General features: G+C 51.0%; 11 protein-coding genes. All 11 read left to right on the top strand.

Going from position 1 to position 17,969, the window contains the following annotated elements:
* The first annotated feature begins 161 nt into the window (after window positions 1–161).
* The 11 genes from H8730_RS08500 (at window position 162) to H8730_RS08550 (ending at window position 17,899) form a co-directional block, all read left to right on the top strand.
* Window positions 162–1,124 carry an ABC transporter permease subunit gene (locus H8730_RS08500; protein ID WP_177719003.1) on the top strand — a complete coding sequence of 321 codons (963 nt, stop codon included), beginning with the start codon at window positions 162–164 and terminating at the stop codon, window positions 1,122–1,124.
* 14 nt (window positions 1,125–1,138) lie between these two features.
* Window positions 1,139–2,059 carry a carbohydrate ABC transporter permease gene (locus H8730_RS08505; protein ID WP_249289705.1) on the top strand — a complete coding sequence of 307 codons (921 nt, stop codon included), beginning with the start codon at window positions 1,139–1,141 and terminating at the stop codon, window positions 2,057–2,059.
* A 74-nt stretch (window positions 2,060–2,133) separates the two neighbouring features.
* Window positions 2,134–3,777: a DUF3502 domain-containing protein gene (locus H8730_RS08510; protein ID WP_177719001.1), complete on the top strand. Its 1,644-nt coding sequence runs from the start codon at window positions 2,134–2,136 to the stop codon at window positions 3,775–3,777.
* Between the two features lie 169 nt (window positions 3,778–3,946).
* Entirely contained in the window at window positions 3,947–6,322 is a 2,376-nt protein-coding gene (locus tag H8730_RS08515; protein ID WP_177719000.1) for a glycosyl hydrolase family 95 catalytic domain-containing protein, read from the top strand.
* 44 nt (window positions 6,323–6,366) lie between these two features.
* Window positions 6,367–7,008, top strand: coding sequence for a GDSL-type esterase/lipase family protein (locus H8730_RS08520; protein ID WP_177718999.1), 642 nt, complete (start codon window positions 6,367–6,369; stop codon window positions 7,006–7,008).
* 142 nt (window positions 7,009–7,150) lie between these two features.
* Window positions 7,151–8,206 (top strand): response regulator, encoded by a 1,056-nt coding sequence (locus H8730_RS08525; protein ID WP_177718998.1) that lies wholly within the window; start codon window positions 7,151–7,153, stop codon window positions 8,204–8,206.
* Between the two features lie 3 nt (window positions 8,207–8,209).
* Window positions 8,210–10,006 (top strand): sensor histidine kinase, encoded by a 1,797-nt coding sequence (locus tag H8730_RS08530; protein ID WP_249289706.1) that lies wholly within the window; start codon window positions 8,210–8,212, stop codon window positions 10,004–10,006.
* Between the two features lie 87 nt (window positions 10,007–10,093).
* Window positions 10,094–12,589, top strand: coding sequence for a right-handed parallel beta-helix repeat-containing protein (locus tag H8730_RS08535; RefSeq protein WP_249289707.1), 2,496 nt, complete (start codon window positions 10,094–10,096; stop codon window positions 12,587–12,589).
* 18 nt (window positions 12,590–12,607) lie between these two features.
* Window positions 12,608–13,636, top strand: a complete 1,029-nt coding sequence (locus H8730_RS08540; protein WP_249289708.1) for an SGNH/GDSL hydrolase family protein — start codon at window positions 12,608–12,610, stop codon at window positions 13,634–13,636.
* Window positions 13,637–13,947: 311 nt separating this feature from the next.
* Window positions 13,948–15,669: a hypothetical protein gene (locus H8730_RS08545; protein ID WP_177719529.1), complete on the top strand. Its 1,722-nt coding sequence runs from the start codon at window positions 13,948–13,950 to the stop codon at window positions 15,667–15,669.
* 46 nt (window positions 15,670–15,715) lie between these two features.
* On the top strand, window positions 15,716–17,899 hold the full coding sequence (locus tag H8730_RS08550) for a right-handed parallel beta-helix repeat-containing protein (protein WP_177719528.1): 2,184 nt from the start codon (window positions 15,716–15,718) through the stop codon (window positions 17,897–17,899).
* Window positions 17,900–17,969 lie beyond the last annotated feature (70 nt).

Here is a 17,969-nt window from a genome sequence, read left to right on the forward strand (position 1 = left end):
TATACCAAATGCTGCCTATCATTTTGGATAGTTTGATACCGTATCCGTGCAACATGGCATGATTTTATCCAAAAATGGCAACAATTTCGGTTTCAAAGAATCAAAAAACAGGTTAAAATACTAATATAAGTTTCGAGTTTAAAATAAAAGGTGGAGATCATATGGCGCAATTAGGGAAATTGCAAAAGTCCAAGACTTCAGTAGTTCCCAAACGAAAAAGTATTCTTAAAGATTTTTCCAGCCGGGAACTGCTCTTGCTCTGCATTCCTGGTTTGATCGGACAGATTCTGTTCTACTATATTCCCACGGGGGCATCCATTGTCATGCCCTTCAAGGATTACGATTACAAATTGGGCGTGTGGGGAAGCCCCTGGATTGGATTGAAGAATTTTACCTGGATTTTTAAGTCGATTTCCCTGGGCCGGGTTATGCGCAATACGGTTATGTATGGGTTCTGGTTTTTGTTTGTTGGCCCCATCTGTAATATTATCATTGCCCTGCTTCTCTTCGATGTAAAAAAGAGATCGGCCTTGAAGCTTTACCAGACGGTGATGTGCTTCCCGAACTTTATGTCCATGGTTGTCATAAGCTTTATCACCTATGCCATATTGAGTCCGAGGTTCGGGGTGCTCAACGACATTCGGAGTTTTTTGGGGATGAGTCCCATTGATGTTTATACAATTTTACCCATATGGCCGCTGATCTTGACCATCGTGAATGTCTGGCTGGGGATTGGCATGGGAAGTATGCTCTACTTCGCGGCGCTGATGGGTATCGACAGCACGCTCTATGAGGCGGCACAGATTGATGGGGCCAGCCACTGGCAGCAAACCCGGTACATATCCATACCGCATCTGGTCCCCATCTTCTGCCTTATGTTGATTCTCGGTTCACCGGGATTGATCGGAGGAAGTTTCGACCTCTTCTACTTGATTCCCCGCGATGTTCAGACTCTCTACCCTGTAACGGATATTCTGCCGACATATCTGTTCCGAGCGCTGAAGGAAGGAAGCTATGCAAAAGGCGCGGCAGTGGGATTCTTGCAGTCGATTTGCAGCACGATTCTCATCTTGAGTTCGAATTTTGTCGTCAGAAAAGTTTCGCCGGAGAATTCGCTATTTTAAGGAAGGAGTCTGTCATGAGCGCTATAGCTGTAAAAAAGAGGAAGGTTCGGCTGCCGGCAGTCTTGCTGAATACTTTTTTCATCCTCTTATCCCTCTGTTACATACTGCCGATGCTGTTGGTCATTGCGACTTCGTTGACCAGCGAAGACGCAATTCTTACGGCGGGATTTCATATATTCCCCGTTGAGTTTTCCTTGGAGGCATACCGCACGGTCTTTCACAATCCCTCCACGATCATCCGCGCATATGGCGTCACCTTTTTCACGGCGACCGCCTCGACGGCGCTGGGCCTTGTCATAACCGGACTGTCCGCATATCCCCTGTCGAGGAGCAATTTTCGGTTTAAAAAGATTTTTATCACGTCCTATCTGCTGTCCATGCTCTTTGGCGGAAGCATGATTCCGACGTATATCATTTATTCCAAATATTATCACCTCAATAACACGATTTGGGTCTATATCGTGCCGGCTATGTGCGCCAGCGGCTATAGCGTCTTTATGTTCCGCACCTTTTTCCGGAGTATTCCGGAGTCGCTGTTTGAGGCTGCGAAGCTGGACGGAGCGAAAGAATTGTATATATTCTTTAAAATTGTTATACCGCTTTCCACAGCAATTTTCGCCACAGTTGGCTTTCAGGGCTTCGTGGGAGGATGGAATAACTATCAGACAGCGCTGATCTATATTCGGGACAGTAAACTGTACACGCTGCAGTACTTGCTGAATCGAATCCTCAATGAGAACGAGTTCCTAAAATCCCTGCAGACCGGCCAAAGCGATCTCTCGCCCATTGCCCAGGAAGATATAAAGAAGGCGGCGCCGACGGAGTCACTGAAATTTGCCATGTGCGTCGTTGCCGCCGGGCCGATGATCTGTATCTTCCCATTTTTCCAAAAGTATTTCTCAAAGGGAATGGTCGTCGGGTCTGTGAAGGGATAACCAACCGATCACATTGTCTGGCGGGCGTCTGCCAGATGATTGATAAATCAATTTGAACTAGGAGGAGACATAACATGAAAAAAGCAATGTCTTTATTGCTCGCCATGCTGATGGTCGTAGGCTGCTTCGCCGGCTGTAAGAAAGACGACGGGGCATCCAGCGATTCGGGCAGTGGCAACAGTTCCACACCGGTGAACAACAGCAATGAAAGCCAAAGCTCTGGCGCTGAGGAACTGAAGGATGTAACCCTGCAAGTTTGGGTGGGCTACGGCTCAACATACCAGGATACCGACATGGTGTACGAGGAATTCAATAAAGAGCTGGCCAAGTACCTGCCCAATACCAAGGTAGAATTTACACAGATCAGCAACGATGATTATGGTACCCGCTGGGCGCAGATGCTTTCAACTCAGGAAGCGGTCGATCTGGCCTGGAGAACAAGGGATCCTGAGGATGCCAAAAAAGGAAACGTCCTTGCCCTTGACGATCTGCTTGCCGAGTATGGCCAGGACATCGCCAGTTTTCTCGGCGAGGCTTCGCTTGACAACCACCGCGCTCCCGACGGAAAGCTGTACTTCATTCCCACATGGCAGGGATTGACCAGCGTAAACGAGGGAATCGCGTTCCCCAACGAGCTGCTCCAGTATGTACCGGATACGTGGACGAGCGAGTTGGAACAGGCATACCGCGACTTTGCGAAGAACTCTTCCACAGAGACAACCAGAGCGATCATTGAAAAGATGGAGGAATACCTTGCGGCTCTGAAAGCCAACGATAAGATGTACCTGGGAGTCTACAACGTTCAGAATATCGCATTCCCCTACCGCTATCAAAATATTGAGTGGATGTGGTATATTGACTGGACCGATGACACGTTCACGGTGAAAGATCGCTTTGCCGAGGACAGTTATTCTCATCTGTGGTATGAGTATGCCGCGAAATGGTTTAAGGAAGGATATATCCGCTCTGATATCGCCACGAGCATGGAGAGCAACGAGTGGAATGGCACTCTGGACAACACCAACTATGTAACGCGCTGGGTCAACTACTATTGCAGCGTTGAGGAAGAGGAAGAGATTCTGAAGACCCGGTATGGTGGATTGGACGTCACAGTTGTTCCCATCACCTTTGACAACTATATGAATCTTGGCGACGCCACAGGCGTTAGCATCCCCTACACGGCGAAAAATCCGGAGCGCGCCATGATGTTCTACAATGAATTCTGGAAAAACGCGGAACTGTACCAGCTGTGGTGCTACGGCATTGAGGGAACGCACTACAACAAGAATGACGACGGCACGATCACTCTGGTAAAAGACAAGGATGGCAATACCAGCTACCAGCAGTATAAATGGGTTATTGGAAACTGCTACAACAGCCTTCTTGAGGATGGCAACACGGTCAACGATTATGCGCTGGCCTATGAAATCGAAAAGAGTGGTAAAGTGTATTCTTCGCCGCTGATGTCATTCGTTGTAGACCGCGATGTCAATGACGTGGACGATACTCTGATCAACATCAACGAGGTGACCGGACAATATCTGAAGAGCTTGGAGTACGGCTACATCGGTGACAAGTGGGAAGAGACGTATGCGGAGATGCGCGCGAAGCTTGACCAGGTTGGAATGCCGGCTTTGACGGAAGAGATCCAAAACCAGGTCAATGACTACCTCGCAGAAAACGGAATTACAAGCTGGAACTATCCCGGTATCGAATAATCTGTGATTGGAATCGCGGATGTTCAGCACCCGCACGTTGAAGGAAACAATTGATCGATAAACACGGCGTCAACTATGGATAAAGAAACGCTGAGAGTCTCAGCGTTTCTTTACCTGCGTCTGGCCGTATTTTAAAAACAAATACATCAGGATGTAAGAGGATCGTTCTATGAGAAAGTTAGCATTGTGGTATGATCGAGAAGCGCCGTATGGAAATGAACACATTGAAGCCGACGGACAACAGCCCCTCTGTGATGATGATGGCTGGGAAAAGTGGTCGCTTCCCATCGGAAACGGATACATGGGCGTGAATGTGTTCGGGCGGACCATGACGGAGCGCCTTCAGATTACGGAAAATTCACTGTTTAACCCCTATGAGCTTGCGGGGCTCAATAATTTTGCTGAGGTCTATATCGACGCCGGCCATAGCAAAACCGAGGCGTACCGGCGGGAGCTGGATCTAAACCGGGGGATTGCCAAAACAGAATATGACTGGGAGGGCTCGCGCTATACCCGAGAGCATTTTGTGAGCTATCCGGACCGGGTTTTTGTGACGAGAATGACCGCATCCCGCAAAGGGACCTTGACCTTTGGTGTACACGCCGAGGTGCCGTTCCTCTGTGCCTACCAAAATAAAGCTGGAGACCACGGCGGAAAGGACGGTACGGTGCGCTCAGCGGGCGACCGGATTATCCTGGAAGGGAGTATGCAGTACTATAACATCCAATTTGAGGGACAGATCAAAGTCATACCGACCGGCGGCACCATGGAAAACAAAAATGGCATGATTGTGGTGGAAAACGCCGACGAGGCTTTGATCGTCGTGGCTATCGGCACAAACTACCATCTGGAAAGCCGGGTTTTCACCGAGCCAGACCGGCTAAAGAAGCTAGCTGTATATCCCCATCCCCATGAGGATGTTACGAGGATTCTCGATGAGGCGTGCGGAAAGACCTATGAGGAATTGTACCAAAGACATGAGGCGGATTACCAGGGGCTATTCGGACGGGTTGAGGTGGACTTTGGCGGGGAGGAGAGCGATATCCCGACGGACCGGCTGCTGTATGAGTATCAGCGAGACTACCGGCGGTATGAGGATATTCCCTATTTTAAGGACAAAAAGAAAGATAGCTTCAAATTAGGGCGCTATCTGGAAGAGCTCTATTTTCAATACGGGCGCTATCTCCTCATCAGCTCATCCCGCAGGGGAACCCTCCCGGCGACGCTACAGGGCGTGTGGAATCGGTACCGCAAGCCGCCGTTCACATGCGGTTTTTGGCACAATATCAATGTGCAGATGAACTATTGGCCAGCCTTTTCCACCAATCTGGCGGAGACGTTTGAGGCCTATGCGGCGTATCATCAGGCGTATGTAGCGTCCGCCGAGGAACATGCGGCAGACTATATTAGAAGGGAATATCCGGAAAACTATGTTGAGGGGGAGACAGGGTGGTGTATCGGAACCGATGCGTACCCCTATTCTGTATCCGCCACCATGATTGGCAGGGATCAGGCCGACCATTCCGGGCCGGCGACCGGCGCCCTGACGTCAAAGCTATTCTGGGAATACTACGACTTTACCCGGGATGAGGAGATCCTCAGGAACGTGACATACCCGGCGATTTCGGGAATGGCAAAATTTCTGTCCAAAACAGTGGAGCTCCACGGGGAAAACTGGTTAGTCACCTACTCTGGGTCACCGGAACAATTTGAGGACCATGAGTATAAGCGGTATCATCCCACGATGGGATGTGCCTTCGACCAGCAGCTCATCTGGGAGAATCACCGCGACACGTTGGAAGCTGCGGATATTCTAGGCATTTCTGATCAGCTGACGGACACGTTAAAAGAACAGATTGACCGGCTTGATCCTGTGCAGATCGGAAAGTCCGGACAGATCAAGGAATACCGGGAGGAAGAATACTATGGTGAGATCGGCGAAAAAAATCACCGGCATGTCTCACACTTGGTAGGATTGTATCCGGGGACTTTGATCAGCAGCCATACCCCGGAGTGGATGGAGGCCGCAAAGAATACTCTTGTATATCGGGGCGATATCTCCACCGGCTGGGGGATGGCGCACCGCCTGAACCTCTGGGCACGGACAAAGGATCGGGAGAAGGCGTATACCCTGTTGAAATGTCTGCTCCAAAAGGGCACAATGCCGAATCTGTGGGATGCCCATCCACCTTTCCAGATTGACGGAAATTTCGGCGGAACGGCCGGTGTGGCGGAAATGTTGTTGCAGAGTCACGAGGGGTACATTGATCTTCTGCCGGCGCTGCCGAGAGCCTGGAATTCAGGGAGCTTCCGAGGTCTGGTGGCGAGAGGCGCTTTTGAGATTTCCTGTGCGTGGGACAATGGAAAGGCGCGAAAGGCGGAGATAAAGTCAAAGGCCGGAGGCCCGTGCCGGATTTTGCTGAAGGGCAGCCTCAAGTCCGTCCATGGGAAGGATGGAATTCATACAGAGTATAGGGTGGAGGGGGACCGGATCCTATGCTTTGATACCGAAAAAGGGCAGCAATATGACATAGAGTTTGCGTGATGGAGTGGAAGAGGACAAAGAATCCTATAGGGAGGAAGGGCGCAATGAAACTGACAAAGGGCGATATTGTTTTATTTCAGGGGGATTCCATCACCGATGGGAACCGGGGGAGGAGCGAGGATCCGAACCATATTCTTGGCCACGGCTATGCCTGTATGGTTTCGGCTAGACTCGGCGCGGATTATGTTACAGAAAAACCAGTATTTGTCAATCGGGGCGTGAGCGGAGACAATCTTATTGGAATGTATGCCCGGTGGCAGGATGATACGATCGGGGTAAAACCCACCATACTCAATATTCTCATCGGGGGCAACGATATGGGGTGGACTCGCACCGCCACTCCCTCTAAATTCTTTGAGCGCATGTACCGCTTGCTCCTGGAGGATACGCTGGAGCTGCTTCCGGGAGTCAGAATCATTCTCTGTGAACCATTTTTTCTGCCACTTCCGGAGACGAGGATCGAGCAGGCCGCAAAGGTGGAGAGGGTGTGTGCGCATCTGATAGAACTTCAGCAGATTGTGCGGAGATTGGCAAAAGAGTTTCAACTGACGTTTGTTCCATTCCAGGATATGTTTGACTCGCTGGCACGGCAGGTGGATTCCGCCTATTTGGTGTGGGATGGGGTCCATCCGACCATGGTGGGCCATGAATTTATGACCCGTCGATGGCTGGAGACTGTGGAGTAAGGGACATACGGGAAAGAGCGGGGGAAACTCCGCTATTTTTTTCAGAGAGGAACGATAGGACGCTTACTGTATTGAGAGTCGAGGCTCAATGTGGTATACTCTAAGTATAGTCACGGACAATATGAAATGGAGGCGTTCATTAATGTTCAAGCTAATTATTGCAGACGATGAGCCAATCATCCTGAAAACCATGGAAAAACGGTTCGATTGGCAATCCATGGGGTATGAGCTGATGGCGCTTTGCAATGACGGCGACGCAGTCATCGACTATGTGAAGAAAAATCCCGTCGATGTTGTATTGACCGACATACGGATGTGTAAAATATCCGGTATGGAGGTCGCAAAATTTGTCCATGAATTCTTCCCCAACGTCAAGGTGGTTTTCCTCAGTGGATACCAGGAGTTCGCCTATGCGAAACAGGGAATTCAATATAATGTGTTTGATTATCTCCTGAAGCCTGTCAAGCCGCAGGAGCTGCAAAATACTTTCATCAGTCTGCGGGAAGAGTTGGAAAAGGTTGAGCGGTCTAAGAAATTCGTTGTGTATAAGCCAGAGGACTATAAACGGATCACCATGCTGCTGCGGAACATCGGAGCCTTGGTCGACAACTCCACGGACAAAAAAATTTGGACTAGCATCGCACAGGAAAAGTATCTGGCCGAGACGGCGCCCGCGGAGGTTAAATGTTCCATCATCAGTGAGATGCACAGGGAGATTCTTGCCTGTATGCGGGAGCAGGAGTTGTCCGTGACTCCCAGGATGGAACAGCTGACAAATTCCATCGGCGATCTGTCGGTAGGGGAGATGATCCAGCAGCTGGAAGCCATTGAGAAAGAGCTGGCCGAGTCCTGCCGAAATGAGAGGATTTGGGTTCGGGATACGGTCATTCAAGAGGCGAAAGACTATATGCAGAAACATTTGGGGGAAGCATTGACGGTGGAGAGCGTGTCACGTTGGGCGAACCTGAGCCAGCGCCAGTTCATGCGTAAATTCACCATGGAGTCCGGAGAATCCTTTGGAAAATATTTGAACCGGATTCGGATGGAGAAGTCGCTGGAACTGCTCAGCCAAGATGGGACTGTAGATTTAGAGACGGTATGTGAGGCCATCGGCTTCAGCGATGTGAAATATTTTAAGTCGGTCTTTAAAGCCTATTTTAACTGTTCTGTAAAAGAATACATGGCCCGCAGGATATAAGTTATGAAAAAAGACAGCAAAGCGCGAATTCGAACGTATTTGAGGGATTACCGGTTCCAAAGCATTTTGATACGGTATTTCGTCATCAGCATCCTGTTTATTACACTTCCGATGGTGGTTCTAAACATAGCGTACGGGAGGCATCTGAGCTCCAACGCCCGGGAAGAGCTCTTCAACGTCAACCAGACATCGATGAGGAACAGCGTTGAGGAATTGGATTCTTGTTTCCAATCCATAAAAAATATGACGTATGGCATAACGCAGATCAACGCCTTAAACTATCTGAAGATTCAGACGAGCGAGGAGGCGGTGTTGAACAGTCAATCCTACCTGAGCAGTATCTTTTCGGTCAACCAGGTGATTCGGGGTTCGTATCCGTATGTGGATTCGATCTATGTCTACCTGGAAAAGTCGGGTTCCTTTGTGAAAAATACGGCGCTCACCAATTTGGACATCCTGGAAGACACGACGTGGCTGCCATTGTATGAGGAGCTTCACACGTCAAGGGGGATTTTGCAGGTTCGCTATATGCAGAACCGGTATCCGTATTTCATGACAATGATCTGCCCTATCATGGGGAACGACCAGGTTAAATGTGGCGCGGTGGTTTTTAACATCGATATGGTCGAGTTGAGCGAATACTTGGGGAGGGGAAGTTACCGGAATGTCTCGAACCAATCCACTCTGCTGGCCATCGACGTGCAGAGCGGATTGCTGGCGTACTCAGATGAATTTCGGCTGTTTTCCAATGAAAAGGAAGAGCTCGATAATCTCCTGGAATACCTGGACCAGCGAGAGGAACTCACAACCATCGCGAACATGTGGGGCCAGGATTATATCATATCGGAGATGGCGTCTGACGATGGGGCCATGCGGTATGTCTATCTCACGCCGTTTAACAACGCATACAGCAATAATGTCTATATTAACGATTTCTTAGTGAAAATGGTCATCCTCTCCATCTTTCTGGAACTGGTGATTGCCGCACTGCTGGCCAGATCCGCGTATCACCCCATTGAGAGCCTGATGGAGATCGTCAATCAGAGTTCCACCCTGACCGCCCAGAATTCAGAGAAACGGCTGAACGAGATCAGTACGATCAAACGAATTATGCTGGATACCCAGTCGAAAAACGAGAGCCTCGAGCAGGAGGTCGAGGAGCGCATGGCGAGCCTGCACAACGCCCAGATACTCGCGCTGCAAAGCCAGATCAATCCACATTTTATGTACAATACCCTGGAGGCGATAGGGGATACCATGGTTCTTTTGCTGGGTCGGGAAAACGAAGCGACCGATATGATTCAAAATCTAGCGATCCTTCTCAGAATCAGCTTGTCGACGGATACGTACATAGTGCCGCTGCGGGATGAGCTTGAGCATGTGAAACTCTATATGCAGCTCATGGAATTTCGGTACCAGGGGGACATTCACTATTCCATCGAGGTGCCGGATGCGATGCTGTCACTGCCCGTCATCAAGCTGACGCTACAGCCGTTGATTGAAAATGCGATTCAACACGGCCTGCGTCCAAAGCAATATCATGGGACAGTGCGAATTGAGGGCGAGACCTTAGAGGATGCAGTGTTAATTCATGTGTCCGACGACGGTGTCGGCATGACGGATGATGTGATCTGGGAGCTGAACGACGCCATGCGGCAGATGGATTTTCAGAAGATACAGCATATCGGGCTGCGGAATGTATATCAGCGAATCCGGCTCATCTATGGAGACAGGGGCAAGCTGACAGTCACAAGGGGTAAAACGGAGGGCACGATTGTCACGATCCAGTACCCCAAATAAGGAGCTATCCCGCGAGAGTTGGACTAAGCCTACAAGCGCGGTGCGGGATAGAAAAAAATAGAATAGCAATTCAAAGGAGCAACAAGCATGCAGAATTTTAATGATAGAGTCATAATTCGACACATCACAAACGCCGTTCCGTCTGGAAATCTGGCGGTGATCACTGGGGACGGTTTTGAAAACGCAAAGGTTTTCATGAGAAGGCTGAGCGCCGGAATCGATGAGGTTAAAGCTTTCCTTTCGGCTGGAAAGGCGATTTCAGAGATGACGTTTGCGTCCGGGGAAGAGAGCGAAGCAGAAATCGTGAAGAATGCGGACGGACATATTCTCACGGTAAAGACGCCGGACGGTGAATTCAGCGGATGGCAGGTTACCGTCAAAAGCGGTGGGGAAGTCAGTGCGCCTTATAACATGAATGTTCCAGAAATAAAGTGGCTTCAGAATGATATGGTCATAGCGGGTGAGGAGCTCCGTATTTTTGGACAGTGCTTTGCAACGCCTGACTGCTTTGATCTCAGCGGCGAAGAAGTTCACGGCTACGGGAAAATGCTCACCGCGGGACACGGTGTCAGCGCCTTTCTGCGCGACAGCCAGGGAGAACTGCATGAGCTGTCCGTTACCGCGGCGAGTTGCTATGAAGTGCAGGCGCCTGTTCCGGCCGGCGTTCCGTGCGGAGCATGCACGGTATATATACTGAACGAAAAAAGCGGCGTGCCGGTTGCGCTTGAAACAGAGGTGTTCCCCTGCGGCTATCTGGACGCCGTAAAGGATGACAGCAAAATTTTCAATGTGCGTGACTACGGCGCTGTGGGCTTTGTCGCAAATTCCTCAGATTACGTCTATGATAAAACCTATGAAAACATTCCGGACAGCGCTCCAGGGTTCCAGAGGGCGCTGGATGCGGCAGCCGCGGCAGGTGGCGGAACGGTTCTGATTCCCGTGGGCCGGTACCATTTCTATGGCTCGATTTCCATTCCCCGCGGCGTCAAACTTAAGGGTGAGGATCCCAACAGGGTATGGCTTGAGCTTCCCCTCGGCATGAATCCCCGCGACGGCTGGGGGACATACCGGCAGGGGAGTGACATACCTGTGTTCATCAAAGGGGACGGGGATTTTGCCATCGAGGATATCAATATCATGAGTGTGTATTCCGCGGTGGTGATCGGTGCACCGATCCGTGATGGCGCGCCAAAGCTCGGCGATGATGCCTACAATCGCGTTCCCTGTTATGCCAATTTGATTGACGACGACCGGGATGCGGACAATGTGGTCATCAAGAATTGCCATATCTATCAGTCTCCGACCTATATTGTCCACCGCAAAGCAGACAGGACGGAACCCTTCTATGTGGGGGAGTATGAGAACTCGAAAAAATATGCACAGCCCATCTCGAATTATCCGTCGGTTACCTGTGTTTGGGTGGCGATTGCGATCAAAGGCAGAAACATAAAGGTTTTGGATAATGTCATCGAGGGCGGTGGCAACTGCCTTGCCATTCTTGGGGGCCAGAATGTCGTCATCAGCGGCAACGATATGACCGGCGGGGACATGGCGGGAGGCATCGACTTCTTCTCGACTTGCTACAATCCGGACAGCACTTGGAGACGGCAGTGCCGCAATATCATTCTTGAAAACAATGTGTTCGGAAGCGCATCTAAGACAAGCCGGGGCGTTTTCTGGATTATGGAAGAGCACGCCAATTACTATATGGCGAACAATCGGATCAAGCCGTTCCTGTGGCACTGTGATTCGGAGGGCTTCTGCTTCCACATTTGGAGCAACCATATGGAAGTTCCAATCAAGAAATGCGAGGGAGACCGGCTTACAATCGATATGGATCAGCTATACACAAACTATGGACAGGATTGCCTGCGAGGGCTGTTTGAGAATCATGAGGTGGTGGCCGGAGCGTTTGACCGTGGCTGTATCTATGTAACCGGAGGACGCGGAATCGGGACCCGCATACCCGTCAAGGAAAGCGGTGGCGACGGAGTGACACTGGAAAAGCCGCTTGACTGTGAGCTGGATGAGACCAGCGTTGTCTGCCTATCGGACTTTAAAAAATTTGAAAATACATTTGTTGTGGAAAACAAGGTCGGAGCGCTGGGCCGTGGGATTTACCACTGGGGCGGCACATACTCCAACATTGTGGACGGAAATGATCTCTGCGACAACGGCGGCGTTGTGATGGAAGATCTCAGCGGCTGTGGACCTACGTGGAACAGCGCCGGAGAGATTTTCGCGCAGATCCTCAACAACCGCGTAACCCGCGGGCGCGGCTTCTACTCCAACAGTGCTGCAATCGGTCTCCTCGGCGGGGAGACACACGATAGCACACTCTCTGTGGTGATCCGCGGCAACACGTCGGAGGACGACTGCACTTTGACTGCGCTTCCACGCCGCAAGCACGAGGATGGCAGTTTCAGCTATCGCGGAGTTGTATTTGAAAACAATGTAAGCCGCAATTGTGCCTACGGGATTGAGCTCGGCGACGGTGTCAGCGCTGTCCTGCGCAACAATACATTTGAAAACGTTGATCAACCCATAGTGGATGCCGGCGCGGATTTCACGGTGCTTGACTAAGAAAGGAGAAGATGGACGATGAAAACTATCTCAATCTATGAAGCGCCTGTTGTCATCAGCGGGCTGCTGTCAAAGTACCAGAAGGGCCACCTGTGGAAGGCGCCTGAGGAGATTTTTGGGAAAGTCAGCGAGTGGGTGGACATCATGCGCGTGCGCTCCACAGGAGGGCGCGTTCGTTTCCGCACCGACACGAAAAAGTTGTGGATCCGAACGACGCTGAAGGCCTGCACGCCCGATGTAAACTTCCCCATCGTCGGTTCCGCCGCCTGCGATGTCCTCCGCGGCAGAGGGATGGAGGCGGACTACGTGGGATTTGTGGTCCCACCGGAGTTTGGAAAGGTTGTGGGAGAGCGGGAGATTTCACTTCCAGGTACCATGGAGGATATTGCGATCTATATGCCGAGAAATGAAGAGGTTGAGGATATTGAGATCGCCATCGACGATGACGCGGAAATCCTGCCGCCGACGCCCTACACGTTTGAAGATCCCATCCTATATTATGGTTCATCGGTCACGGAAGGCTGCACTGCGACCCACCCCTCCTGCAATTTTGTTGCGTACACGGCGCGATGGGTTGACGCAAACTTCGTCAATTTTGGATTTTCCGGCTCCGCCATGGGGGAGCCGTCCATGGCGGAGATCATCGCAAAGCAGAAACTGTCGGCCTTTGTCATGGACTACGACCACAATGCTGAGACGGCAGATCATCTCAGAAAGACCCATGAGAACTTTTTCAAAATAATCCGCGCTGCACAACCGGATTTGCCAATCATTATGCTCACCAAGGCAAACGATTACTGGCACGAATATGAATTGCTGGAGCGCCGCGATATCATCCGCCAGACTTACGAGAATGCAGTTGCCGCCGGCGACCAGAACGTATATTTCGTCGACAACAGCGACGTCTTTGGAGCGGTGGGGCGCTTTGCATGCACAATTGATATGCTGCATCCAAATGATATCGGCTACCGTCTCATGTCGGAACGGCTCTATCCAGTACTGAAAGAGGCTCTTGAAACAAGATACGGGAAAAAGATAACCATCTGATGTTCCCATGACAGAGTTTCCCTTCAAGCGAACAGAGAAAATCCCCCTGCGGAATTTATGAATTCCACAGAGGGATTTTTTGCTATGTCGGGCGACCGAGGGAGCGGAGGATACCGCGGCCTATATTCCCTTGGGCCAAAAGTATCACTATAGGTAAACTAAAGTATTCCAATTTAGCAAATATATGTAAAAAATGTCATCATTTTGGCCAAAAATGGCAAGAATTTGGTTCCTTTTTCAAGGAAATATATGGTAAAATAAGGACATGTATTTTATGAGTAACCATTTTTATGAAAGGGGAATCAGAGAAAATGAGAACAAGAAAGAAGCGCAAGGCCGCTATGCTCGCAAGTATTCTTGCAGTTATGCTTGCAGTGCCGCAGGTGGTATCGGCGGCACCGGCGCAGGAGGATGCGCCACTGCTTGTCGTCAACGAGAGCACTGTCGCCTTCGCCGGGCATGAGTGGTGGGTCATCGGTGACGGGACAACCGGCGTCTATCAGCAGTCTGACAGTGTGACGCTTTTGGCAAAGCAGGATGAGTTTGGCAAGAGTGTATTCCGCACAGGTCATGGCAATGAATTCGAAGGCTCCACCTACGACAGCGGAAACAAAATGTACTATGCTAATAACCCCGATGGGACAAGCTGGGTGGCGCCCACTGAGTATGCGGGAAGTACGCTGCAGTTGAAGATGGATGCCATCGCGGCCGAGTTTTCGGCGAAGGAACTTGCGGCGGTTAAGGATCGGACTTTACAGGGAGGCGGTACTGTCGATAGCCCAAGCCAAGACGGAATCGCGGGGCCGGCGATTACCCAAAAGGTATGGTCCTTGTCTAAGACCGAGTGGGAGGTTATCAACGACAATACCATCCGCAGCTATGGGGATCAATATCTGCTCCGCACACCCCATCCCTACTATGGCAGAGCCAGAAAAGCCAGAGCTGACGGCGCGACGAACTATATTGATTCTGCGGCTTTGGCGGAACTTTCTGTGCGGCCTGCACTTGCGTTAGATCTCTCCAATGTGCTCTTTACCTCCGCCGCGGATGCAACAAGCGGCAAGGCGGCGGCCACGGTGGGAGCCGGCCTCGTCAGTGTAGGAGAGACCACCGGCACGGTGAAGTTCACTATGCAGGATGAATCGCAGACGCTGACAGTGGTGGCAACGAATGAACAGAGTGTTCAGACGGGAACCACGCTTCAGTTTAACTACTCCGCCGCTACCACAGGCGAGAACCAATACATCTCCTGTGTACTGACGGATGCAAATGGCAATGTAAAATACTATGCTAAGCTGGCTGACAGCGCAAGCGCAGCAAGTGGAGCGCTCTCCATCCCGCTGGCAGGTGTGGCAGATGGAACCTATACATTGAAGCTCTTCTCCGAGGAGGCCAACGGCAACCTGTATACCGATTTTTGCAGCGCGCCTGTGACCATGAATGTGCAGGTAAGTGCTGGGACAGGAACCGTGAGCGAATACGGCGGCGCGGTCGTCCATGGACACCCTCTTGTCAAGACCGACGCCAAGGCGGCGACTTGCACGGAGGATGGCAACATGGAATATTGGTATTGCTCTCAGTGTGATCAATATTTTAGCGATGCGCAGGGAATCACCTCGATTACAGAGGAGCAGACAGTGATCGCGGCGGGCCACAACTATGTGGAGGGCGAGTGCACAGTCTGCGGCGCGGCCGATCCCAATTATATACCGCCCGATCCCGCAACCACAGACGATCCCGCAACCACAGACGATCCCGCAAACACGGACGATCCCGCAAACACAGGTGATCCTGTAAATACGGACGATCCTGCAACCACAGATGATCCTGTAAACACGGATGATCCCACGACGCCGGCGGATCCTACAAAAACGGTGGATCCCGAAAAAACGGCCAATACCACAGTATCTGCTCAGAAGCCAGCCACAGGGGACAATAGCAGCCTTTGGATCTATGGTCTGGTACTCGCGCTCTGCGGAGGCGGGATTGCAACGGTAGGCGTCATGAAAAAGCGGAGCCACAATACAAAATAAGCATTTCTGTCGGCAAAACAGTCACTGTGAAAAGGAGATGAAGGTTTTGAAAAAGGTATTTTCATGGATTTTGATGCTGACCCTCGTTTGCTCCGCGTTTCTGCCCAGCAAGACGGCCGCGGAGGCAACCACCACGACAGCCAAAACCTATTATGTGGCGCTCAGTGGGGACGACAGCAACGATGGGACGATAGATAACCCGTTTCAGACGTTGGAGGCTGCCCGCGACAAGATACGCCAAGAAGGCAGCGAAGGCGGTGTGACCGTCTATATACGCGGCGGCGAGTATACAAGGGGCTCCTCTTTTGAACTGACGGAGGCTGATTCCGGCACAGCGGAGAACCCCATCATTTACGCGGCCTACCCGGGGGAAACGGTTACGTTCACCGGCCAGGCCACGCTGGATAACAGCAAATTCCAGGCGGTTACAGATTCGGCGATTCTGGCGCGTCTGCCGCAGGAAGTCCAAGATAAGGTCATGGTGTACGATTTGAAGGCGGAGGGAATCCCCTCAGGCCAATTGCCAAAGAGAATTGTATTCCAGGGTACGGAACCCGCCGCTCCGATTCTATACGTGGACGGCGTCAAACAGATGGTCGCGTCCTACCCCAACCAGACAGAAGGCCAGTCGTCCACGTATATACAGGCGACCTCAATTGTTGATAGGGGATGGCAGGATCTCAGCCCGTGGGATCCGGATCTGCCCAACAGACCCGGCCCGGTTTTAAGCTATGCAGGCAGTCCTGACGAAGCGCGCATCGATAAATGGGCGCAGGAGGATGAAGTGTTCATCATGGGCAGTCTGGCTTGGGAGTGGGAGGTCAATACCCTGCAGGCCGTCGTTGACGCCACGCAAAAGACGATCACAGGTCAATATCCTGTAAGCATTACGGACCGCGTCCTATCCGGCGGAGGATTTTATGGATATAATCTGCTGTGCGAGCTGGATACCGCAGGCGAGTACTATATTGACAGAACGCTGGTCAACGGCGAGAAGACCGACAAGCTGTACCTGCATGTGGGAGATGGGCTTGGGGATAAAACCATTAAGCTGGACGTGCTGGGTGAACCGTTTGTAGCCATGACCAATGCATCCTATGTATCGTTGGAGGGGCTCGACTTCCACGGAACCTTGGATACGGCAGTCACCATGATAAACTGTGAGAGCTGTGGAGTCTATGACAGTGATATCAGCGGGTGCAGTCTATACGGAGTTTACATCGATGAAGGTCACAACAATATTGTGAGCGGATGCTGTATTCATGATCTGACTTCGGAGGGCGTCTATATGGACGGTGGCGATTTTGAAACCCTGGAGCCTGCCGGCCATATAGTTGAAAACTGCGAAATCTATAACTGCAATAGCGGACTGGTAGTGTACGGCGTGGGACAGATCGTTCGCAGAAATTATATCCACGATCTGCCCTTCCAAGCGGTCGGATATTTGGGAAATGATTTTCTCTTTGAATTTAACTATATTAACAATGTGTGCTACAATACCTCCGATGCCGGCGTTTTCTACAGCGGGCGCAACTGGACGGCCAGAGGAACGGTGATCCGCTATAATTACATGCGTGACATATCAAGAGGTACTGGCGTCACCTTCGGCATATACTGTGACGACGCGCTGAGCAGCATCGAAGCTTACGGAAATATTTTTGATAATTTCGGAATGCAGGGAGTTGCCCTGGGCGGAGGACGAGAGAATATCTTCCACGACAATATTTATATTGACGTCCCAGGTTGGAAAATCAATTCTGACGCGCGTACCCTCAGTTATGATTGGTTTAACACCACGGACAGCGTGAGAGGGTATAATGAGAAACCCATTAACAATGAATATTGGTCAGCGAAGTATCCGGAATTGGCGGCAACCTATGGTCACCTGGTGCTGGATGCGGATAACCCAGCCATAGCAGACAAGACGGTGAAAGAGTCGCTGGATCCTGATCTGTTCAACCCCATGTTCCCTGCCGGAAACAAAGTATACGATGAGATTGTGGTGGGCAGTTCTGATTGGAATATCACGTATTTGATTAGCTACAACGATATTGATATGATCCATGAGTTTGGCGATTTCGAAGACCCGGTGACCTACTGGCAAGTGGAGGAAGCGCTGGAGAGCTACAGAGACTCCCTTGTCAACGGTGTTCAGACAGCGACGCCTGAGCAGATGGAGGCCTGGAAGGCGGCCTACGTCGCCCAGCTGACGCCTGTGAATAATAATTGACGGTTGCCTTGGAGCCGTGATGAACCGGCGGCGGGAGTAAACAACCGCTCAAAAACCGTGTGAAAATGTT

This window comes from Bianquea renquensis, assembly GCF_014384895.1.
GTDB lineage: Bacteria > Bacillota > Clostridia > Lachnospirales > Bianqueaceae > Bianquea > Bianquea renquensis.